General features: G+C 59.2%; 19 protein-coding genes and 3 tRNA genes. 12 read left to right on the top strand and 10 right to left on the bottom strand.

Annotated features, from left to right (window positions below; genetic code table 11):
- The first annotated feature begins 23 nt into the window (after positions 1–23).
- Entirely contained in the window at positions 24–1,022 is a 999-nt protein-coding gene (locus WA928_RS02180; RefSeq protein ID WP_424298975.1) for a glycosyltransferase family 2 protein, read from the top strand.
- The gene (locus tag WA928_RS02175; protein WP_424298972.1) at positions 1,019–2,677 is read left to right on the top strand and encodes an ArnT family glycosyltransferase; all 1,659 of its coding nucleotides are present in this window, start codon (positions 1,019–1,021) and stop codon (positions 2,675–2,677) included. The genes WA928_RS02180 and WA928_RS02175 overlap by 4 nt, the downstream gene beginning before the upstream one ends.
- Here WA928_RS02175 and WA928_RS02170 read toward each other — a convergent pair.
- Positions 2,637–3,029, bottom strand: coding sequence for a GtrA family protein (locus tag WA928_RS02170; RefSeq protein ID WP_424298969.1), 393 nt, complete (start codon positions 3,027–3,029; stop codon positions 2,637–2,639). The two genes, WA928_RS02175 and WA928_RS02170, sit on opposite strands and share 41 nt — an antisense overlap.
- A 34-nt stretch (positions 3,030–3,063) precedes the next feature.
- Here WA928_RS02170 and WA928_RS02165 point away from each other — a divergent pair, with 34 nt between their 5' ends.
- From WA928_RS02165 to mobA, 5 genes are all read left to right on the top strand, one after another.
- Positions 3,064–3,918 carry a ChbG/HpnK family deacetylase gene (locus WA928_RS02165; RefSeq protein WP_424298966.1) on the top strand — a complete coding sequence of 285 codons (855 nt, stop codon included), beginning with the start codon at positions 3,064–3,066 and terminating at the stop codon, positions 3,916–3,918.
- Entirely contained in the window at positions 3,915–4,277 is a 363-nt protein-coding gene (locus WA928_RS02160; RefSeq protein WP_424298963.1) for a TIGR01244 family sulfur transferase, read from the top strand. Before WA928_RS02165 ends, WA928_RS02160 begins: the two co-directional genes overlap by 4 nt.
- Positions 4,278–4,347: 70 nt before the next feature.
- Positions 4,348–4,809 carry a universal stress protein gene (locus tag WA928_RS02155; RefSeq protein ID WP_350379470.1) on the top strand — a complete coding sequence of 154 codons (462 nt, stop codon included), beginning with the start codon at positions 4,348–4,350 and terminating at the stop codon, positions 4,807–4,809.
- A 14-nt stretch (positions 4,810–4,823) separates the two neighbouring features.
- Positions 4,824–5,906: a GTP 3',8-cyclase MoaA gene (gene moaA, locus WA928_RS02150; protein WP_424298959.1), complete on the top strand. Its 1,083-nt coding sequence runs from the start codon at positions 4,824–4,826 to the stop codon at positions 5,904–5,906.
- Positions 5,899–6,516, top strand: a complete 618-nt coding sequence (gene mobA, locus WA928_RS02145) for a molybdenum cofactor guanylyltransferase (protein WP_424298956.1) — start codon at positions 5,899–5,901, stop codon at positions 6,514–6,516. Before moaA ends, mobA begins: the two co-directional genes overlap by 8 nt.
- On the opposite strand, the gene glp is transcribed toward mobA, so the two are convergent.
- Genes glp through moaC form a run of 5 tightly spaced genes read right to left on the bottom strand, consistent with a single transcriptional unit; the run spans position 6,513 to position 9,485 of the window.
- A complete protein-coding gene (glp, locus tag WA928_RS02140; RefSeq protein ID WP_424298953.1) occupies positions 6,513–7,721 on the bottom strand; it encodes a gephyrin-like molybdotransferase Glp in 1,209 nt (402 codons plus the stop codon). The genes mobA and glp overlap by 4 nt on opposite strands.
- A gap of 2 nt (positions 7,722–7,723) precedes the next feature.
- Positions 7,724–8,248, bottom strand: a complete 525-nt coding sequence (gene moaB / locus WA928_RS02135) for a molybdenum cofactor biosynthesis protein B (protein ID WP_424298950.1) — start codon at positions 8,246–8,248, stop codon at positions 7,724–7,726.
- Positions 8,245–8,718 carry a molybdenum cofactor biosynthesis protein MoaE gene (locus tag WA928_RS02130; RefSeq protein ID WP_424299583.1) on the bottom strand — a complete coding sequence of 158 codons (474 nt, stop codon included), beginning with the start codon at positions 8,716–8,718 and terminating at the stop codon, positions 8,245–8,247. The genes moaB and WA928_RS02130 overlap by 4 nt, the downstream gene beginning before the upstream one ends.
- Positions 8,719–8,758: 40 nt before the next feature.
- Positions 8,759–9,010, bottom strand: coding sequence for a MoaD/ThiS family protein (locus WA928_RS02125; protein WP_424298947.1), 252 nt, complete (start codon positions 9,008–9,010; stop codon positions 8,759–8,761).
- The gene (moaC, locus tag WA928_RS02120; protein WP_424298944.1) at positions 8,991–9,485 is read right to left on the bottom strand and encodes a cyclic pyranopterin monophosphate synthase MoaC; all 495 of its coding nucleotides are present in this window, start codon (positions 9,483–9,485) and stop codon (positions 8,991–8,993) included. The genes WA928_RS02125 and moaC overlap by 20 nt, the downstream gene beginning before the upstream one ends.
- 70 nt (positions 9,486–9,555) lie before the next feature.
- Here moaC and WA928_RS02115 point away from each other — a divergent pair, with 70 nt between their 5' ends.
- Entirely contained in the window at positions 9,556–11,100 is a 1,545-nt protein-coding gene (locus WA928_RS02115) for an MFS transporter (protein WP_424298941.1), read from the top strand.
- On the opposite strand, the gene WA928_RS02110 is transcribed toward WA928_RS02115, so the two are convergent.
- Together WA928_RS02110 and bioB are read right to left on the bottom strand one after the other, a co-directional pair.
- Positions 10,990–11,871, bottom strand: coding sequence for an EamA/RhaT family transporter (locus WA928_RS02110; protein WP_424298938.1), 882 nt, complete (start codon positions 11,869–11,871; stop codon positions 10,990–10,992). The genes WA928_RS02115 and WA928_RS02110 overlap by 111 nt on opposite strands.
- Positions 11,871–12,869 (bottom strand): biotin synthase BioB, encoded by a 999-nt coding sequence (bioB, locus tag WA928_RS02105; RefSeq protein WP_424298935.1) that lies wholly within the window; start codon positions 12,867–12,869, stop codon positions 11,871–11,873. The genes WA928_RS02110 and bioB overlap by 1 nt, the downstream gene beginning before the upstream one ends.
- Before the next feature lie 279 nt (positions 12,870–13,148).
- Between bioB and WA928_RS02100 the strand changes: the two genes are divergently transcribed.
- The 4 genes from WA928_RS02100 (at position 13,149) to WA928_RS02085 (ending at position 16,613) form a co-directional block, all read left to right on the top strand.
- A tRNA-Ala gene (locus WA928_RS02100) sits at positions 13,149–13,224 on the top strand.
- A gap of 20 nt (positions 13,225–13,244) precedes the next feature.
- A tRNA-Glu gene (locus WA928_RS02095) sits at positions 13,245–13,320 on the top strand.
- Positions 13,321–13,339: 19 nt separating this feature from the next.
- A tRNA-Asp gene (locus WA928_RS02090) sits at positions 13,340–13,416 on the top strand.
- Positions 13,417–13,730: 314 nt separating this feature from the next.
- Positions 13,731–16,613, top strand: coding sequence for an EAL domain-containing protein (locus WA928_RS02085; protein WP_424298932.1), 2,883 nt, complete (start codon positions 13,731–13,733; stop codon positions 16,611–16,613).
- A 17-nt stretch (positions 16,614–16,630) separates the two neighbouring features.
- Here WA928_RS02085 and lnt read toward each other — a convergent pair whose 3' ends face one another.
- Both lnt and WA928_RS02075 read right to left on the bottom strand, forming a co-directional pair.
- Entirely contained in the window at positions 16,631–18,256 is a 1,626-nt protein-coding gene (lnt, locus tag WA928_RS02080; RefSeq protein WP_424298929.1) for an apolipoprotein N-acyltransferase, read from the bottom strand.
- Complete coding sequence (locus WA928_RS02075) at positions 18,249–19,136, bottom strand: HlyC/CorC family transporter (RefSeq protein WP_424298926.1); 888 nt, start codon at positions 19,134–19,136, stop codon at positions 18,249–18,251. Before WA928_RS02075 ends, lnt begins: the two co-directional genes overlap by 8 nt.
- Positions 19,137–19,169: the final 33 nt, after the last annotated feature.

Here is a 19,169-nt window from a genome sequence, read left to right as displayed (position 1 = left end):
CCTATTGTTGCCAAATCCCCCACATGTCCAAACCCGCCTTTCTGTCGTGTATTGTGCCGTGCCTCAACGAGCAGGCCAACCTGGCTATTTTGCTACCAGAGCTTCTGGTGACCCTCGAGCCCCACGTGGATCAGCTGGAGATCATCGTGGTTGATGACGGCAGTACCGATGCCACGCCCGATTTCATGCGCCGCATGTGCAGCCTGCATGCCCAGATCGTGTATTTGCGCCTGTCGCGCAATTTTGGCAAAGAGGCCGCCCTGACGGCGGGTCTTGAGGCTGCGCGCGGCACGGTCATGGTTTGCCTGGACGCCGATCTGCAGCATCCACCGCAAATGGTGCCGGCAATGTTGGCGCGTTGGCGTGAAGGCATCCAGATGGTGTATGCCGTCAGGGCCAGCCGCATCGATGAAAGTCCGTTCAAGCGCCTGGGAACGCGGTTGTTCTACGCACTGATGCGCACCTCTGATGGCCGCACGGTGCCGCCCAATGCGGGCGATTTCCGTCTGATGGATCGTGTAGTGGTGGATGCACTGTTGCAACTGCCTGAGCGCGACCGCTTCATGAAGGGGCTGTTTGCCTGGGTGGGCTTCGAGGCTGAGCCCATGCCATACACCCCGCCGCAAAGGCGTTTCGGGGTCAGTCGGTTTCGGCCATTGAAGCTGCTGCGTTTTGCCGTGGATGGCCTCACCGCATTTACGACTTGGCCGTTGCGGATCCTCAGCCTGGTGGGGGCCTGCTTGTCCCTGGTGGCGTTTGTGTATGGTCTGTTCATCATCATCACTCACTGGTTATATGGTGATGCCGTACGCGGTTGGGCCACCCTGATCACCGTGGTGCTGTTTTTCTCTGGCGTCAATCTGATGTCGTTGGGGGTGGTAGGTGAATACATCGCCCGGATTTTCACCGAAGTCAAAGGCCGTCCGGTGTATCTGCTGCGCGAACACCTGGGCGGTGACGGCGTAACGGCACAAGCAAAGCAAACCAACGATGTCCCCGATCAAGACAAGGATGCTTCATGATGCGTGCGGCGGGTTTGCGTGGGTTTGGCTCACGTGTGCTGGACAGTGCAGAAAACATCTGGCGCGGCATGCAAACGCGGCGCGCCTGGCCCTGGATCGCCCTATGGGTGTTTGTCTGGCTGGCGGCCACTACCTGGGCCTATCCCTTGCTGTTGCCCGACGAAGGCCGTTACGTGGGGGTGGCCTGGCACATGCTGGCTTCGGGTGACTTCCTCACCCCGCGCCTGGATGGCATGCCGTTTTTTCACAAGCCGCCCCTGTTTTACTGGCTGACGGCGGGTGCCTTGGCCGTATTTGGCGATAACGCCTGGGCGGGCCGCCTGGTGTCTGTTTTGTCTGCCACCTTGCTGGTTACCGTGTTTTATGTCTTTTTAAGGCGCTACGAACGTGTGTCCGTGGCGCGCCGTGCGACACTGATTCTTGCCGTGCAGCCATTTCTGTTTGGTGCGGCTCATTATGCCAATCTGGATATGCTGGTGGCGGCTCTCATGGGGCTTACCGTCATGGCGGGCGCGCATGCCGTGTTTCAGCATCAGCTGCAACGGCCCAGCCACTACGCGGTATTGGGGATGTATGCCCTGGCTGCCGGTGGATTTATGGCCAAGGGCCTGATCGGTGCTGTGCTGCCCGGGGGCATCCTGTTTTTCTGGTTGCTGGGCCGACGCCAGTATCCGGCCATGGGGCGCCTGCTGTGGTGGCCCGGCATTGTGCTTTTCCTGGTGCTGGTTTCGCCGTGGATGCTCATCATGGAGGCACGCCATTCTGGTTTCTTTGATTACTACATTGTCTATCAGCACTTTCAGCGCTTTCTCGAAACCGGCTTCAATAATCCGCATCCGTTCTGGTTCTACGTGCCGGTGGTGCTGGGTCTGACCTTGCCTTGGTCTGTGCAGCTGTGGCGCTGGTTTACCTTGCATGGCCCGCTACAAACGCATTTTGTGCCGCCTCTCGAGCGCATCGAGCAGGTTGAGCGCCCGGTCATGCGCGGGCTGATGCTCTCCTGGCTACTGGTTGTGCTGGTGTTTTTCTCCATTCCCAGCTCCAAGCTGGTGGGCTACGTCATTGCCGTGTTGCCGCCGCTGGCTTGGTTTATCCAGGAAACCTTCGAGCAGCGCCACGAAGAAACCGAACCGTCAGTGGCCAGAAGCCTGGTGCGCCATACGCTGATTGCCATGGGGCTCTGCCTGCTGGCCGTGGTGCTGCTGCTGCTGTTTCCGCAGCGCACCTCCAAACCGCTGGCTCAGGTGCTTGCCGCCTCTGCCCAGGTAGACGACCGTCTGGTGATGTTCAACCAGTTTGCTTACGATGTGCCCATGTATGCCCACTGGATGTCTCCTGTGATTGCAGTAGCAAACTGGGAGGATCCGGACATCATGTGCGGAGACGATTGGCGCCGCGAGCTGGCGGATGCTGCGCAGTTTGCTCCCGTCATCGGCCAGGCTGTGCTCTGGACACCCCAGCGTTTGCAGGCCAGTGTGTGTGAGCCAGGTCGTCCTGACACCTGGATCATGGCGTGGTTGGACGAAGCAGACCGCTTGCCAGCGCTGGCAGGCAAATTGCCTGTTGCCAAAACACGCAAGATGGGGCTTTGGAAAATCTCTGCCACAGACCAGGTTAATGGCTGCGCCGAAACGCCCAGTACCGGCCCAAAATAAATGTCATCCCTGCAATGCCGATCAGCACCAGAGCCAGTAGGATGTCATAGCGGATCCGGGTGGCTTGCAGCAAGATGGCATAGCTGATTTCATTGATGGCAAAGCCCAGGGCCGATACCATAAAAAACCGCACCGCTGCCCGTGCCAGGGGCGCGTGCTGATGGCGAAACGTCAGGCGGTAATGCCCGGCAAATGACACCCCAAAGGCCACCAGCCAGCCAATTACGTTGGCGATCAGGGGCGCCAGGCCGGCCCAGGCCACACAGGCAACGGCAATTACCCAGTGGGTGGCTGCCGCTGCGCAGCCTACAATAACAAACCAGCCGATCTGGCCCAGAAAGTTTTTAAGCATTCGTCTTGATGCGTTCCGGTGACATGAACCAAGCATGAACCAAGCTTCTTCTCCCAGCCTTCCGTCTGATTCACGATCTCGGCGCATTGTAGTGTGTGCGGATGATTTCGGAATCAGCGCGTCTGTAGACGCCGCCATTCTGGATCTTGCTGCGGCTGGCCGTCTGTCGGCCACCAGTGTGCTGGTGGATGGCCCTACGGCCACCCAGAGCATGCCGGCGCTCCTGCAAACGCATCTGCAAATTGGCCTGCACCTTAATCTCACCGAATCCTTTGGCCAACCAGGCGTGTGCCGGCCATTGCGGCAACTGATTTTGTCCGCCTATCTGCGTCGGCTATCCGCCGAGGCGGTGCGCGGCACCATCCGGCGGCAACTGGCACGGTTTATTCAACTGACAGGCCGCAACCCGGATTACATCGACGGACATCAGCATGTACATCAGTTGCCCGTCGTGCGGGACGCCTTGCTGGCTGTGTTGGCAGAGGCGCCTGCAGATCGCCCCTGGTTGCGTCATACGGGGCGTCCGCGCACACAAGGCCTGCCCTTGCGTGTACGGCTCAAGGCCTGGGTGATCGCCTGTCTGGGGTCGCGTCAACTGTGGCGGCAGGCACAAGCGGCAGGGTTTTACCAAAACCCGGGGTTTCTGGGCGTGTATGATTTCACAGGAGGCACCCGAGCATATGCACACTGGATGTCTTGCTGGTTGGCTCAAGCCCAGGCGGGTGATGTGCTGATGTGTCATCCGTCCATGGGCGTCGATGCCCAGGATCCACTGTCAGAGCAGCGCCTGGCAGAGTTCTCTGTCTTGTCGGGTGCGCCGTTGGCTGGTTGGCTGGCCAATCACTGTTTAATCATTGCGGGCACAGGCCCCGCCAAGGAGACACCATGAGCGTTTCTTATCAATCTCTTGCTCCGGATTTTGCGGTATCTGGCCAGTTGCAGCCCTCGGACATGGCTGAGTTGGCCCAGGCGGGCTTCAAGTCCGTGATCATCAATCGCCCGGATGGCGAAGGTGGTGCCGAGCAGCCGCAGTCGGATGCCGTGCTGGCTGCCGCCCGGGCCGCAGGCATGGAGGCCCGCTACCAGCCCGTGGTCAGTGGTTCGGTCACACAGGCCAATGTGGTGGATTTTGCTGCACTGCTACAAGAGCTCCCGGGGCCGGTTCTGGCCTTTTGTCGTTCGGGTGGGCGCTGTACTAAATTGTTTCAATCTGCTCAGAACCTTGCGTCAGATCAATCTCAGGGCTGATCCGACTATTTTTTAACCCGGCCAGCAGGTATGCTGAAGCTTCCCGTTCAGTTCTTTGGATGATCTGCGTATGTTCAAGAAAATCCTTATCCCCACCGACGGCTCCAAGCTTTCTGCACAGGCAGCCAACAAGGGTGTCTGTTTTGCCCGCACCATCGGGGCCGAAGTCGTTGCACTGCACGTCACCCAGCCGTTTGCCGCAACCGTCGGCTTCGACGGCATGGCTGCGGCATACGCCATCACCGACGAAGACTACGACCGCACCGCGGCCGAGCAAGCCCAAAAATACCTGCAGCAAGTGCTCGACCGCGCTGCCACAGCGGGTGTCAAGGCAAGCAGCCGGGCGGTTTCCAACTTCAATGTGGCCGATGGCATTGTGCATGCTGCCAAAGAAGAAAACTGCGACCTGATCTTTATTGGTAGTCATGGCCGCAGTGGCTTGTCGCGTTTGTTGCTGGGCAGTGTCACCGTCAAGGTTCTGGGCCTGGCCAAAGTGGCCACGCTGGTCTATCGCGTCAAAGAATCCGATTAAACCTGCCCAGATTCATGAGTCGAGTCATTTTTCACGATCCTCAGGATCAACCTCGTCCTGCGGCCCCCCTGGCCGCAGGCGAGGCCGTTCGCGATACGTTCGGGCGGCCGCTGCGCGATTTGCGTATTTCTGTCACCGATCGCTGTAATTTTCGCTGCACGTATTGCATGCCCCGCGAAGTCTTCGGCGCCGACCACGCATTTCTGCCGCAAAGCGCCCTGCTTACCTTCGAAGAAATCACGCGGGTGGCCAGCATCGCTTTGTCGCAGGGTGTGCGCAAAATCCGGCTTACCGGCGGCGAGCCCCTGCTGCGCAAGCAAATCGAAGTGCTCGTCCAGATGCTGGCGCAGCTGCGCACCCCGGATGGCCTTCCTCCAGAACTCACCCTCACCACCAATGGCACGCTGCTGGCCCGCAAGGCCGAGGCCCTGGCCAAGGCGGGGCTCACGCGCGTTACTGTCAGCCTGGATGCGCTGGACGACGCCATCTTCGAGCGCATGAGTGACAGCGGGGTGGCTGTCGCCACCGTCTTGCAGGGTATCCAGGTTGCAGCCCAGGTGGGCCTGGCGCCTGTCAAAGTTAATATGGTGGTGCGCCGCGGGATGAACGATCAGCAAATCCTGCCCATGGCCCGGCATTTTCGGGGCACGGGGCACGTGCTACGCTTCATCGAATACATGGATGTCGGCAATACCAATGGCTGGCGTATGGATGAAGTCGTCACCGGTGCCCAGATCATCCAGCAGATCATCCAAGAATTCCCACTGCAGCCCTTGCAGGCCCAGTATCGCGGAGAAGTCGCCAATCGTTGGGCCTACACCGACGGCGCGGGCGAGATCGGCTTGATCACCAGTGTGTCGCAGCCGTTTTGCGGTGATTGCACGCGGATGCGGCTGTCGCCCGAGGGCCGCCTGTTTACCTGTCTGTTTGCCGACCACGGCCACGATCTTCGTGCCTTGCTGCGTTCCGGCGCCACCGATGATGCCTTACGTGACCGTCTGGCAGGTGTGTGGTCTTCGCGCAGCGACCGCTATTCCGAAATCCGTGGTGAAGCCCACCGCGACCACAAAATCGAGATGAGCTACATCGGTGGCTAAGGGCGCAGGCCTTGATGCACCATCACCGGCGGATTTTCCAGACGGCCTGATTCTGGCCGGCGGGCGATCCCGCCGAATGCGCAGCCCGCAGATGCCTGACATCGACAAAGGCCTGCGCCTGCGCCATGGCCGGCCTTTGGTGGCAGGTGTGTGCGATTACCTGCGCTCGCAGGGGGTGGGGCAGGTACTGATCAGCACCAATCAGCACCTGGATACCTATCGTGCGTATGGCCAGGTACTTATGGATGCTCCCCAGTGGGCCGATTGCGGGCCTTTGGCCGGCGTGCTGGCAGGCCTGCAGCATAGCCAGGCGTCCTGGGTGCTGGTGTTGCCAGTAGATGTCTTACAGTGGCCCCGGCATTTTTTGGCAGGGTTGCAAGCGGCAGCCACGCCTCGGCATCCCGCCTACGCACAAAGCAATGGCCCTCATCCCTTGTGCCTGTTGGTGCATACCGGGATGGCCACAAGCCTGCAGGCGTTTTTACACAGCGGCCAGCGTCAGGTGCAGGCCTGGCTGCAAGCCTGTGATGCACGGGCGGTGCTGTTTGATGAACCCGACTGCCTGGTCAATCTGAATACCCCCGAAGACTGGCAGCGCTGGGCCCTTTAAATCAGCCAGTCGTTAAAGGCGTACCAGGCCACTTCCGCGCCGGGTTCCAGTTTTGTGCCGGCGGGGATCCTGGCCAGGCCATGCGCCCAGCCCAGGCTGCTCAGGGCACCAGAGCTTTGCTGTGCGTGCGGCACCAGATACGGCAAACCTGCCGCTTGAGGTACAGCCTGCACCCGGATGAAATCGTCACGTTCGCCGCCCAGTGGCTTGCCTGATTGCAGGATGCCGCGCCGGAGCACGGGCATCTGGATCTGGCGCCCCTGCAGACCGCGGATCAGCGGGCTGACCAGCAGTGTGAACACCACAAAGGCCGATACCGGGTTGCCTGGCAGGCACACCATAGGACGTTGGTGGAGCTCTGCCAGTGCCACGGGCTTGCCGGGCTTCATGCGAACACGCCAGAGGTCCAGGGTGCCCCCCAGGGCTTCAATGGCTGGTTTTACCAGATCCTTTTCACCAACTGATGCACCGCCAACGCTGAGGACGAGGTCGCATTGTTGATGGAGATCGGCAATGGCATGCTGGATGGCGTTTGCGTCGTCGGGGGCGTGTCGCACCAGGGCTGGTGCGGTGTTCATCCCCTGGCAAAGGCTGGCCAGCATGGCGGCGTTGGAGTTGTAGATGGCACTGGCAGGCAGCGGTTTGCCGGGGGCGATCAGCTCGTCGCCGGTTGTGAGGATACCCACTGTCAGCTTAGGGTACACCTCGGCCTCGGGCAGGCCTTGGGCAGCCAGTGCGGCGATCTGGCCGGCCTGCAAGAAGCTGCCTTGCGACAAGATGCAGTTACCCTGGCGCATGTCGTCGCCCTGGCGGCGGATATGCTGGCCTTTGGGAAACACCTTGTTGAACGTGACACCGGTTTCATCCTCGTGGACGTCTTCCTGCATGATGACGGTGTCGGCGCCCTCGGGGATCACGCTGCCGGTAAAGAGACGGATTGCCTGCCCGGGATGCAGCGCCTCGGGGATTTGCCCAGCAAAGCAGCGTTGTTGCACCGGCAAGGTGCGTGGCAATGGGGCGAGGTCGGCCAGGCGTACCGCATAGCCATCCATGGCGCTGTTGTCTGCCGGTGGCAGATCCAGGCTTGCCAGGATGTCGCGGGCCAACACACGGCCCGTCAGTTGATCCAGAGGCAAGGTTTCGGTGTCTTTGGGCGCGTGCCCGCGGGCCGCCAGATGCGACTGCGCAGTATCAAAATCAAGCATATTCAGTGTGTCGCCTTGCGATAGACGCTGGCAAAGTTGCAGGGTGGGTGGCGGCTGTCGAGCTGTGACAGAAGGATTTTCTCCCAGGCCAGACGGCAGGCCGCGGTAGACCCCGGCAGGCAAAACAGCAGGGTATCGTTGGCTTGCCCGCCCAAGGCATCCGACTGCAACGCCGAGGTGCCGATGTCTTGCCACGACAAATGGCGAAACAGTTCGCCAAAGCCGGGGATGGTTTGATCCAGCAAGGGAGCCACCGCTGCGATGGCCGATTTTTGATGGGTAAATCCGGTGCCGCCGTTGCACAAAATCACCTGGATATCGGCGCGCGCAATCCAATCGCTGAGAATGCGCCGGATCTGATAGCGGTTGTCCGGGCATAGATCGCGGGCTTGCAGTGTATGGCCTGCTGCCTGCAGCGCCTGCGCAAGATAATCTCCACTGGTGTCGTCGTGTGCCTGCCGGCGGCTTGAGATGGTCAGCACGGCACACTGCAGGTTTACGGGTGGGAGAGAAGAATCAGCTTTCATGGGTTTGTGCTGGGGGGATGATCCCAGCTTTCGGTTTTAAGTGCGTCGGCTTCTTGTTGCTGTACCCAAAATGCCTGGCCGCTGGCCAGGGTTTCGCGCTTCCAGAATGGCGCCCGGGTTTTCAGTGTATCGATGATGTACTCACAGGCACGAAATGCCTCGCTGCGATGTGCGCTGCTGACACCCACAAACACGATGGGATCCCCCACAGGAAGCGCTCCCACCCGGTGCACCACGTGTGTATCTAGAATATTCCATCGTGCCTGGGCGCGCTCGCACAGTGCAAGGATTTCGCGCTCGCACATCCCCGGGTAATGCTCCAGGAAGAGGCTTTCAGATGGGGAGTCTGGGCTGTAGTCGCGCACGGTTCCCAGAAAGTACACATAGGCGCCTGCCTGACCGACTGCCTTTTTTTGCAGTTGGTCGATCAGTGCAGCGGTGTCAAAGCGTTCTGTCTGGACAACAACCATCATCAAAACCTGTCAAAAATCGGGTTTGGCAGCGGCTGGGTCAGCCGCCTGTTACGGGCTCGAAGACCGCGACTTCGTCGCCGGGCCGGATCATGTCCTGGCGCCTGGCGTGTTGCTGGTTGATGGCCAGCTTGAGGCGGCCGGTTGCGCCCAGCGTGGGGCATCTTGCCGTCAGGGCATCCAGCCAGACACCTGCTTGCACTGGGGCTTCCAGTGTTTGGGTTTCCTGGCGGGTGCCCATGTGTTCAGCCACCTGGGCAAAATACAAAACGTTAATCGTTGCGCCATTCACCGCTTTTTCCTCCAGACTTGTAGACGAGCCGGATGTTCTCGATGAGGATGCCTTTGTCAGCTGCCTTGCACATATCGTATACCGTCAGGGCTGCCACCGAGCATGCGGTCATGGCTTCCATCTCGACACCCGTTTGGTGTTGGGTGTGGCAGGTGCTGCGGATGGTAAGCACATGAGAGACATCATCGGCACTGAAATCTACCCCGATAAAGCTGAGCGGCAGGCTGTGGCACAGGGGAATGAGCTCAGCGCAGCGCTTGGCTGCCAGAATGCCCGCCACCCGTGCCGTGTTCAGGACTTCGCCCTTGGCGTTGGCCTGTGCAGACAGCAGCCCCCAGGCGTGTGCGCTAAGCCGTACCTGGGCTTGAGCAATGGCCGTACGCTTTGTGGCCGCTTTATGGCCCACGTCTACCATCCGCACCTGTCCGTTTTCGTCGAGGTGTGTGAGTGTGGGGGAAACATCGTTTTCATTCATCGTTCTATGATATCGGATATTTGATACTGTTTGCGGCACCGGCGGGGCCGTAACAGCCACTGGATCCTTCATGGCCAAGACACTCGGTGCGTTTTTTTCGCTCTATCTGGCAACCCTGATTTTGTTGCTGAGCTCGGGGCTGTTCAACACCTATCTGGGCTTGCGGCTGACAGCACAATCCGTCTCCGAGGTCTGGGTCGGGGCGATGATTGCATCGTACTATCTTGGCCTGGTGCTGGGGGCGCGCTTTGGGCACCAACTGATTATTCAGGTTGGGCATATCCGGGCCTATGCCGCCTGTGCTGCCCTCACCACCGTCACTGTGCTGGTGATGATCCTGGTGCACGACCTCTGGTTTTGGCTGGGCTTGCGATTTGTGGCGGGGGTCTCGATGGTGTGCCTGTTTGTGGCCATCGAAAGTTGGCTCAACGAGCAAACTGAAAACGCCTCGCGTGGAACAGTTTTTGCGTTTTATATGGTGGCCACCTGTTCGGGGACGGTGCTGGGTCAGCTGACGCTGGGCCTGTTTCCAGATCTCGACTATCAACCGCTGGTGTTTGTTGCCATCTGCTGTGTCCTCAGCCTGATGCCCATCACCCTGACGCGCCGGCTTCACCCTGCCTTGCAGGTGCCGGCACCGCTGGCCTTGCGCTACTACCTGGCGCGTGTGCCGATGTCCATGACTGTACTGTTTGTTGCGGGCATGCTGAATGGCGCGTTTTATGGCCTGGCGCCGGTATATGGTTTGCAGCATGGCATGGATAATCACCAGGTGGGTGTTTTTCTGGCAGCCTCTTTGGCTGCCGGTCTGATTTTTCAGTGGCCGTTAGGGTGGCTTGCAGATCGCACCAGCCGTGTGCGCCTGATCCGTATAGGTGCCCTGGTGCTGGTAGCCCTGGGGATACCGTTATGGGGTTGGCTGCAGTTTTCCTATCCAGCGCTGGTGGCGTTTTCGGTGGTACTGGGCATTGTGCAATTTACGCTGTACCCGATGGGTACGTCGTTTGCCAACGATAACGTCGACCCCGAACGCCGCGTGGGCCTGAGCGCTTTGTTATACATGGTGTATGGCGTGGGTGCGTGCCTGGGGCCCTTGCTGGCAGGTGTGTTGATGCGGGTATGGGGCAGCGACGTATATTTTGTGTTTGTGTCGGCGTGCTCGGCCATCTTGGTGCTGTTCATCCGCGAGCAACGGGTCAAAGGTGATCATGTCAGCCCTGATGCCCCCACGCAGTTTGTGCCCATGGCCGACACTCTGCAAAATGCCCACGTGATGGCAGTGCTGGATCCGCGTGTGGATATCGAGCTGGATATCTCGCACGATCCCGTGCCCGAGGAGGACATTCCGTTACCAGAAGATGCCTGCGCTGGAGACGCGGTGGACGCCTCTGACACACCCTTGACAGGCAACACCGGGCAAGACCCTGACGCGGAAAATACAGGGCCAGCCTCTGGTGTTGCGGGTGATTTCAAAGGCCTGGATGATCCGGTGACACCAGTAGATTCAGCGGGGAAACAGCAGCACGATGGCGCCGATGGCCAGGGCGATACCGAGCCCCTGAACCCAGGAGAGCCGCTCTCGAAACACGCCGGCCCCAACCAGCGTACCGATTGAAATCACGCCGATGTTCATGGCGGCAAATACCAGTGTCGGGTTTTCGGGAAAGCTTTGATGGGCCCGGATGTAAAAATAGATATTGCTGAAATTCAGCGCCCCCAGCAAAATGCCAGATGCCAGGCTGCGCCCGTGCCATTGGGTGCGCTGGATAAGCAGCCACACGCCCAGCAACACACCAGCCAGCAAAAAGCTTAGCAACAGGGTGCTGGTAAAGCCTGCGCCGGTGCGCGCCATTTGCTTGAACAGGATATCGATCACCCCGTAGCCCAGCCACACGCCCAGCAGGGTAAGCCACACTTTGCGGCCTGTGCCAGGATGCGGTGCTGCAGTGTCGTCAGCTGCAATACTGGCGGTTTGCGGACGTCGCTGCAGCAAGCATCCTAATGCGGCCAGTGCCAGCAGGATGCCACCGGCCTTGGCGATAGACAGCGCTTCGTGAAACACTAAAAACGCCGCCAGAATGGGGATGATCAGCGATAGACGCTGTGCCGTGTCGCTTAGCACAATACCCGCATGGCGTACGGCAGATGCCATCACTAAAAATACGAATGGCAAAAGTACGCCCAACAGCACCAGTACAAGCCAGCCTTCTGGTGTTTGCCGGCCCAGCGAAGCCAGCGACGGTTGCAACAGCCAGAGGCACAGTACGCAAGCGGTCACGTAATTCATCGCAATCGCTTGCCCGATCTGGATCTGGTAGCGGCGCGCCAGCTTTAGAAACACAGAAACAAGTACGCTGAAAGTGACACTGAGAATGAGGGTGTGCATTATTGCTGATCCAGGCAGGTGATTCCAGTATCCGCGGGCATGGCCCGTAATCCCAGGCGGTCAAACAGATCTTTGTCGGCTTGCAGCGCCGGGTTGGGGGTGGTAAGCAGTTGCTCGCCCTGAAAAATAGAATTGGCACCGGCCATAAAGCACAACGCCTGGGTGCTGTCGTGCATGGATTCGCGCCCGGCAGACAGGCGCACCACCGTGGCAGGCATTGTGATGCGCGTCACTGCGATGGTTCTGACAAACTCAAGCGGGTCCAGGTCTGGTGCGTCAGCCAACGGGGTGCCAGGGACTTTTACCAGTTGGTTGATCGGCACGGATTCAGGGTAGGGTGCCAGATTGGCCAGTGTGGCGATCAGGCCGGCTCGCACCTCGCGGGATTCTCCCAGGCCAACGATGCCGCCGCAGCACACTTTCAGGCCCGCATCGCGCACCCGTTGCAGTGTATCCAGACGGTCGTCGAAGGTGCGGCTATGAATGATCTCGTGGTAGTACTCGCGGGAGGTGTCCAGGTTATGGTTGTAGTAATCCAGCCCGGCTTCTTTCAGACGCTCGGCCTGGCCGGGCTTCAACATGCCCAGGGTGACACAGGTTTCCAGCCCAAGACCCTTGACCGCCTGAACATGTTCGATGACGCCGTCCAGTTGACGCTCGGTGGGTGAGCGCCAGGCAGCGCCCATGCAAAAGCGCTGGGCGCCAGCATCCTTGGCCTTGCGGGCAGCGGCCATGACTTGTGCAAGCGGCATCAGCGGCGCTTCCTCCACTGCTGTGGCATAACGCGATGATTGCGGGCAATACGCGCAGTCTTCGGGGCAGGCACCGGTTTTGATGGACAGCAGCCGCGACATCTGCACAGCATTGGCCGGATGGTGTTGCCGGTGCACGGTTTGCGCTCGCAGCAACAAATCATTCAGGGGCAGGGCAAACAGATCCAAAATTGCAGGTATCGACCAAGTGGGTGTCAGGGTTTCGTGGCGGATGTAGGTATCCATGGTGTAGCCGTAGAGTGTGTGGTGATGGCGGCATGTTAGGGAGGCTTGATGCCGTTGACAAACTCTATTTACATTGCAATCTAGCCGAACTTAAGACAAGTTCTCCTAACCTGTCGTCTTTCTTGCTGTTTACCTCAGTTGGGGCCGGGTGCAGGCGTCTATGTGTTAGCCGTGTTGTTGTGTAACAAATTGCTGCGTTCGCACATTTTCCGGTGTCAACTTGCACGCCTAAAAAAATTCGTGCATAATCTCGCTTCTTCGTTAACGAAGACCTTGTTTGGGGGTATAGCTCAGCTGGGAGAGCGCTTGCATGGCATGCAAGAGGTCAGCGGTTCGATCCCGCTTACCTCCACCAAACTTCTTAATGATTGTGTTGTCCCCTTCGTCTAGAGGCCTAGGACATCACCCTTTCACGGTGAGTACAGGGGTTCGAATCCCCTAGGGGACGCCAAATTTTTTGGCACCGCTGCGGAGCGGTAGTTCAGTTGGTTAGAATACCGGCCTGTCACGCCGGGGGTCGCGGGTTCGAGTCCCGTCCGCTCCGCCAGAGAATTCAAAAAGCACCTGCTTCGAGCAGGTGCTTTTTTTTTCGTGTGTACCCAGCATGGGCGCACTCCTGCGGGCATGAAACCGCAAAGCTCAGTGCTGAGAATCTTGACGTGTCGTTGCGCTTCTATCGTGACGGCTGGGTTTTACACACATGTACTAGCAAAAGCCCGAGATCCCGCCAGGAAACCGGGCTTTTGCGTTGTTGCCTTTGGGGGCCGATCCATTAAGATACATTTATAGTGGTTCTACTTTGTGCTCGGTTTTTTGTGCGGGCGTTGTGTAGTCTCGACATATCCCAGAAAATCTAAACGCATGCGCCTACCAATATCCCGGCAAACAAGGTTCAGCGGCCACTCGCATCTTGGCATCGCGGCATTGTCTGCAGCCCTGTACGGCTTGGTGTTGGCCATGATAGTGGGTAATGCGGGCCTGGTGTATGTGCTGATGTCAGGTTATGACGCCGCACTGGATCAGTCGGCTGTGCTGGCAGAGATGCGCACCGGCAGTCAGCGCCTGGCGGTGCAGGCCATGCGCTTGTCGGATGGCGGGCTTTTGCAGACAGGCCAGCTCAGCAAAGATATCGACGCCATGGATCGCCATCTGCAGGCGCTGGATCGGGGCGGGGTGGTTGGTGATCGCGAAATCGCACCTTTGCAGCAGACGGAGGTGCGTCAGTTTTTGCCAAGTATCCAGCGTCACTGGGTGGGGTTCAAGGGGCGCTTGCAGGCAGTTATTCTCAATTCATACTCACACGGCGAAGCGTCGCGCGATCCCCAGGAGCTGCCTGGCGGCGTGCAACGCCAATGGTTGGCTGATGATGCGGGCGCCTTGCTCAAATCTGTGTCGGCTGCGTCCGACGCCTTAATGCCACAGTTGCGGGAAGTCAAAAACCACGTCATCAGTACTTTGCTGGTAGCGGTATTTGTTGATCTTGCCTTGCTTATCTTTTTGTTTTGGGCGATGCGCCGGATGGTTGTGCTGCCTTTATCCGAGCTACGCAAAGGCACCGGCGCATTTGCGCACGGTAATTACAGTCATCGTCTCGAGCCCAGGGGGGTGCGAGAGGTTGCAGAGATCAGCATCGCGTATAACGTAGGCGTGCAGCATATCCACGAGCTCATCGAGGAAATGCACAGCAACCAGCAGGGCTTGCAACGGGCAGATCTGGTGTTCCAGGGGCTTGCAGCCAATGCGCTGGTGGGTATCTTCCTGTCATCCCATGGGCGCTTCAGCTTTGTCAGCCGAAAAATGGCCGACATCTTTGGCTACCAGCCAGACGAAATGGTGGATCAGCTGTCGCTGCTTGCGCTGATCGCCCCAAAAGAACGCTATCTGGTAGATGAAACCCTCAAAAATGCCCTTACCCGCAAATCGCCCACGGTGCGCTTCGAGCACCATGGGCGGCGTAAAGATGGCTCGCTGATCGATATTGAAGTGTTTTTAACCATCATAGGCAGTGGCGACGAAGCCTCGGTGATTGGGCTGGTGCAGGACATCACTGAGAGCAAGCAAGCAGAGTCCTCTGCCCAATTGGCCGCCATTGCCTACGAAAACAGCAGTGAAGCCATTGTGATCACAGAGCCCACGGGTGTGATTATCGACGTGAATCCGGCATATTCCAAAATGACCGGTTATTGGCCCGACGAAGTAGCCGGCGAGCTGCTCTCTTTGTTGCGGCCGGGACGTCACAACCGTGATTACTACGATGCCATGTGGCACGCGATCAACACCAAAGGGCGTTGGGAAGGCGAGCGCTGGCAGCAGCGCAAGTCGGGCGAGGAATACGCCCAGCGCGTGGTGCTGGATACCGCCTGGAACCACGACGGAACCGTCAACTGCCGGGTGGTGATGCTAAGCGATATCACCCAGAAAAAGCAGATGGAAACCGCCATCTGGAACCAGGCACACCATGATCCGCTGACTGGCTTGCCCAATCGCCAGTATTTCAACGAGCAACTGCTCGATAGTGTGTCCCAGTCTCACGCAAAGGGGCAGACTCTGGCGCTGCTGTTCATGGATCTGGATCTCTTTAAAGAGGTTAATGATTCGCTGGGCCACGCAATGGGCGACCGTCTACTGGTAGAGGTTGCCGAGCGGCTACGTCAGTGCGCTCCGGATGGGCAATATTTCATTGCCCGGCTGGGTGGCGACGAGTTTGTGATGCTGCTGACAGGCGCTCCCGACCGTACCGCGCTGGATCAATTGTGCGAGCGGATACTTGCTCGCATCACGCAGCCCTACCAGTTGGCGGGCACAGCCACCCATATTTCTGCCAGCATTGGCCTGGCCTTGTATCCCGCTGACGCCGATACCGCTGAATCCTTGATGCGCCATGTGGATATGGCCATGTATGCCGCCAAGGCACAGGGGCGTAATCGCTATCGGTATTTTGATCAGTCCATGCGCAATCGGGTGCAGATGCAGCACGATTTGCTGGTGGGCCTGCCCCAGGCGTTGGCTGCCGGTGAATTCTTCCTTGAATATCAGCCGATTTTTGCTTGTGATACGGGGCAGGTAATACAGGCAGAGACCCTGTTGCGCTGGCGGCACCCAGAGTTTGGCGTGATTTCACCATTGGAATTCATCCCGTTTGCCGAAGAGCGGAAGCTGATCCAGCCGCTGGGCGACTGGGTCTTTGGCGAGGCTATTAGCCAGTTGGCACGGTGGCGCAGTACCTGGGCCCCCGATCTGCGGCTTACCATCAATGTCTCGCCTGGCCAGTTTGGTTTTGTGCGCTCGGGTCTCGAATCCGTGTTGCAGCAGCTGGCATCGGCCGGCTTGCCGGCAAACAGTCTATCGCTTGAGTTTGATGAGCGCATCCTGACGCACCTTGAGCATAATGTGCGGCCCAGACTGCTGGCACTGCATCATGCCGGGATGCGATTCTGTGTGGGTGCTGCGTCTTTGGGCATGCCGGCATTGCTGGCTTCCGGACGCCTGCCTTTCGAGTTTCTGAAGCTGGATCCCGGAATTACGGCGCAGATTACCAGTAGTCCAGTGGCTCGACTGGTGTGCGAAACCATTATCTCGTTGGCACATCGCCTTGAGATGTTGGTGATTGCCGAAGGCATCACCAATGCTGCACAGCATCAGTTGCTCGAAACCATTGGCTGTGATGCCGGCCAGGGATTCTGGCTCAGCGCGCCGCTGATTGCTTCAGACTTCGAACAACAATATCTGGTGCCTCCCGCCTAGCCGGCAACAGCCGCTGCTTAGGCCCGTTTTTTGCGTAGATAAAAACCCGCCAGCAATAAGGCCAGCAGCCAGATCAGGATGGGGCGGTCGCCCCAGCGGACATACGGAGTAAGGCCCTGAGCCCCTTGGATCTCCACATCCAGTACGCCCGGTATATCGGGATCCAGTTCAGCCCGCACCTCGCCCTTGGGGCCGATGGCGGCGGTTGTCCCGGTGTTGGTGGCCCGAATCACTGGTCGTGCGGTTTCCAGGGCGCGCATGCGCGAGATCCATAGGTGCTGTCGAAGCGCCCAGGAGTTGCCAAACCAGGCTAGATTGCTGAGGTTGACCAGCACGCTGGCACCCGCCTGGCCATTGGCCCCCGGCCTGACCGCGGCGGCTATCTCCTCGCCAAACGCGTCTTCGTAGCAGATGTTGATGGCCAGGGCCTGATCGCCAATGAGCAAATCCGCCTGTCCGGGCTGTCCGCGATTAAAGTCGCCCAAGGGGATATTCATGGCGTGGACAAACCAGTGGAACCCGGTTGGGATGAATTCACCGAACGGGACGAGATGCTGCTTGTCGTAGTGCCATTGGCCCGGCTGCAAGGGCCCTTGCGTATCGGTGGGCTGGATGACTGTGGCGCTGTTGGTATAGCGTTCTGCCGACTGGCTGCGGGTGTGCAAGGGCAGCCCCATGATGATGGGCGCCTGCATGGTTTGGCTAAGGCGTATCCAGGAGTGCCAGAAGGCGGGGGGCAGTTGGTCTTGAAACACAGGCAGCACGGTTTCGGGCAGCACGATCAACTGGGGTTGATCTTCAGGCGTTTTGGCGGCCAGGCCAGCCAGCCGGTGCGTGCGTGTCATTGCCGCCGACATGTGGTCGGGGTTGAATTTATCGGCCTGTGGCGTGGCGGGTTGCACCAGACGCACCAGCATGGGCCGGCCGGATGCCCGGGCCCAGTCGATGTGTCCCCAGGCAATGCCCAGTAAACCGCTCAGCAAAGCCAGGGCGATGGTGGCAGCCGCGCTGCGGTCGTAGGGGGTGTCTTTGGCCCGTGCCATCAGGGCAATGGCACCGGCTGCAAAGGCAGCCAGCCAAGCCACCCCATAGACCCCTGTAAATGGGGCCCAGGCAGCAAACATGCCTTCTGCATGCGCATACCCGATATTCAACCAGGGAAATCCGGTAAACAGCGTGCCGCGCAGCCACTCAAAAAGTGCCCAGGCACTGGCCCAGACCACGGCATTGAGGATCTGCCTGCCTGCCTTTTGCCGAGGCGAGCGATGAGCGGCGCAAAGCCATGCAGTGAGTGCGCAGGCGCCTGCTGCAAACAGTGCCATGGCAGCCGCAAACAGCAGCAGTGCGGCGATGGCCAGCGGCAGAGCCAGGCCTCCAAACTGGTGCATGCTGATGGTCAGCCAGTACACCCCGATACTGAATTGCACCCAGCCAAAGAGCCAACCGCGCAAGGCGGCTTGCCGGAGGGTGCCTGCCTGCCATGTTTGCGCAGCCAATACCGCCAGGCTGGCGATCTGGGCAAAGGGCAGGCTCCAGGCAGGTAGCGGCCCAGGCGCGAAGCAAAGCGCCTGCAGCGCTCCGGCCAGAATCAGGTAGAGCCAGGATTTGGCTGATTGCCCTTGCTTGCTATTGGGCTCAGCCATGCTGTGAGGCGGGTTCCTGTGATTGGTTTGTGGTCCGCTGGATATGCAGCCAGCGTGCACATTTGCTGTCGGCACTCACTACCGTGATTGCCAGACCACGGCTTTCGAAACGCTCGGCCCGACGGGGGATATGGCCCAATTGTGCGGCAAGCCAGCCATTGAGCGTGTCGTAGTCTTCGTCGGGGATATCCACGTGGAAGGCTTCGTTGAAGTCGTCGATTTCGGTCATGCCCATGGCACGCCAGCTGTTCTCGCCAGTGCGGAAAATCGTCTTTTCGTCTGCTTCGTCGAATTCGTCTTCAATGTCGCCGACAATCTGCTCGAGGACGTCTTCCATGGTTACCAGCCCACAGATGCCTCCGTGCTCGTCGATGACGATGGCCAGGTGATTGTGACCGACGCGAAATTCGTGCAGCAGCTCGTTGAGCCGTTTGGTTTCCGGGATGAATACCGGGGGCCGGATCAGGGCCCGGATATCCAGGGCGTGATCGGATAGCGTGAGCAGCAGATCTTTGGCCAGCAACACGCCGATGATGTTGTCACGGTCGCCTTCGTATACCGGAAAACGGGAGTGACCTGTCTCGGTGATGCTGTGCATGAGCTCGGACAGCGGTTGAGTGACATCGAGAAGATCCATCCGCGAACGCGACACCATGATGTCGGCGACGGTTTTGTCGGCAACCTCGAGTGCGCCCGAGATCATTGCGTAGGATTCGCCATCCAGGATCGAGTGATCGTGTGCGGCTTCGAGGACGTCCCGGATGCCTTGGCGGTCGGTGGGTGGGGCAGGCCGCATCAGGGCTTTGAGGCGGGAGAACAGCGAACGGGAAGCCACCTGGGTAGGTCGGGGTTCTGAGTCTGAGGAGTGAGGGTCTGGCATTGTCCGAAGGACGAGTAATGGATCCCGTAGCAT

The sequence above is a fragment of the Castellaniella sp. genome (genome assembly GCF_049651205.1).
Classification (GTDB): domain Bacteria; phylum Pseudomonadota; class Gammaproteobacteria; order Burkholderiales; family Burkholderiaceae_B; genus Castellaniella.
This window is presented reverse-complemented; position numbering and strand designations above follow the sequence as displayed.

Coding starts and splice junctions, on each gene's coding strand:
- WA928_RS02180 (WP_424298975.1), top strand. CDS start 24: ATGTCCAAACCCGCCTTTCTGTCGTGTATTGTGCCGTGCCTCAACGAG.
- WA928_RS02175 (WP_424298972.1), top strand. CDS start 1,019: ATGATGCGTGCGGCGGGTTTGCGTGGGTTTGGCTCACGTGTGCTGGAC.
- WA928_RS02170 (WP_424298969.1), bottom strand. CDS start 3,029: ATGCTTAAAAACTTTCTGGGCCAGATCGGCTGGTTTGTTATTGTAGGC.
- WA928_RS02165 (WP_424298966.1), top strand. CDS start 3,064: ATGAACCAAGCTTCTTCTCCCAGCCTTCCGTCTGATTCACGATCTCGG.
- WA928_RS02160 (WP_424298963.1), top strand. CDS start 3,915: ATGAGCGTTTCTTATCAATCTCTTGCTCCGGATTTTGCGGTATCTGGC.
- WA928_RS02155 (WP_350379470.1), top strand. CDS start 4,348: ATGTTCAAGAAAATCCTTATCCCCACCGACGGCTCCAAGCTTTCTGCA.
- moaA (WP_424298959.1), top strand. CDS start 4,824: ATGAGTCGAGTCATTTTTCACGATCCTCAGGATCAACCTCGTCCTGCG.
- glp (WP_424298953.1), bottom strand. CDS start 7,721: ATGCTTGATTTTGATACTGCGCAGTCGCATCTGGCGGCCCGCGGGCAC.
- moaB (WP_424298950.1), bottom strand. CDS start 8,248: ATGAAAGCTGATTCTTCTCTCCCACCCGTAAACCTGCAGTGTGCCGTG.
- WA928_RS02130 (WP_424299583.1), bottom strand. CDS start 8,718: ATGGTTGTTGTCCAGACAGAACGCTTTGACACCGCTGCACTGATCGAC.
- moaC (WP_424298944.1), bottom strand. CDS start 9,485: ATGAATGAAAACGATGTTTCCCCCACACTCACACACCTCGACGAAAAC.
- WA928_RS02115 (WP_424298941.1), top strand. CDS start 9,556: ATGGCCAAGACACTCGGTGCGTTTTTTTCGCTCTATCTGGCAACCCTG.
- WA928_RS02110 (WP_424298938.1), bottom strand. CDS start 11,871: ATGCACACCCTCATTCTCAGTGTCACTTTCAGCGTACTTGTTTCTGTG.
- bioB (WP_424298935.1), bottom strand. CDS start 12,869: ATGGATACCTACATCCGCCACGAAACCCTGACACCCACTTGGTCGATA.
- WA928_RS02085 (WP_424298932.1), top strand. CDS start 13,731: ATGCGCCTACCAATATCCCGGCAAACAAGGTTCAGCGGCCACTCGCAT.
- lnt (WP_424298929.1), bottom strand. CDS start 18,256: ATGGCTGAGCCCAATAGCAAGCAAGGGCAATCAGCCAAATCCTGGCTC.
- WA928_RS02075 (WP_424298926.1), bottom strand. CDS start 19,136: ATGCCAGACCCTCACTCCTCAGACTCAGAACCCCGACCTACCCAGGTG.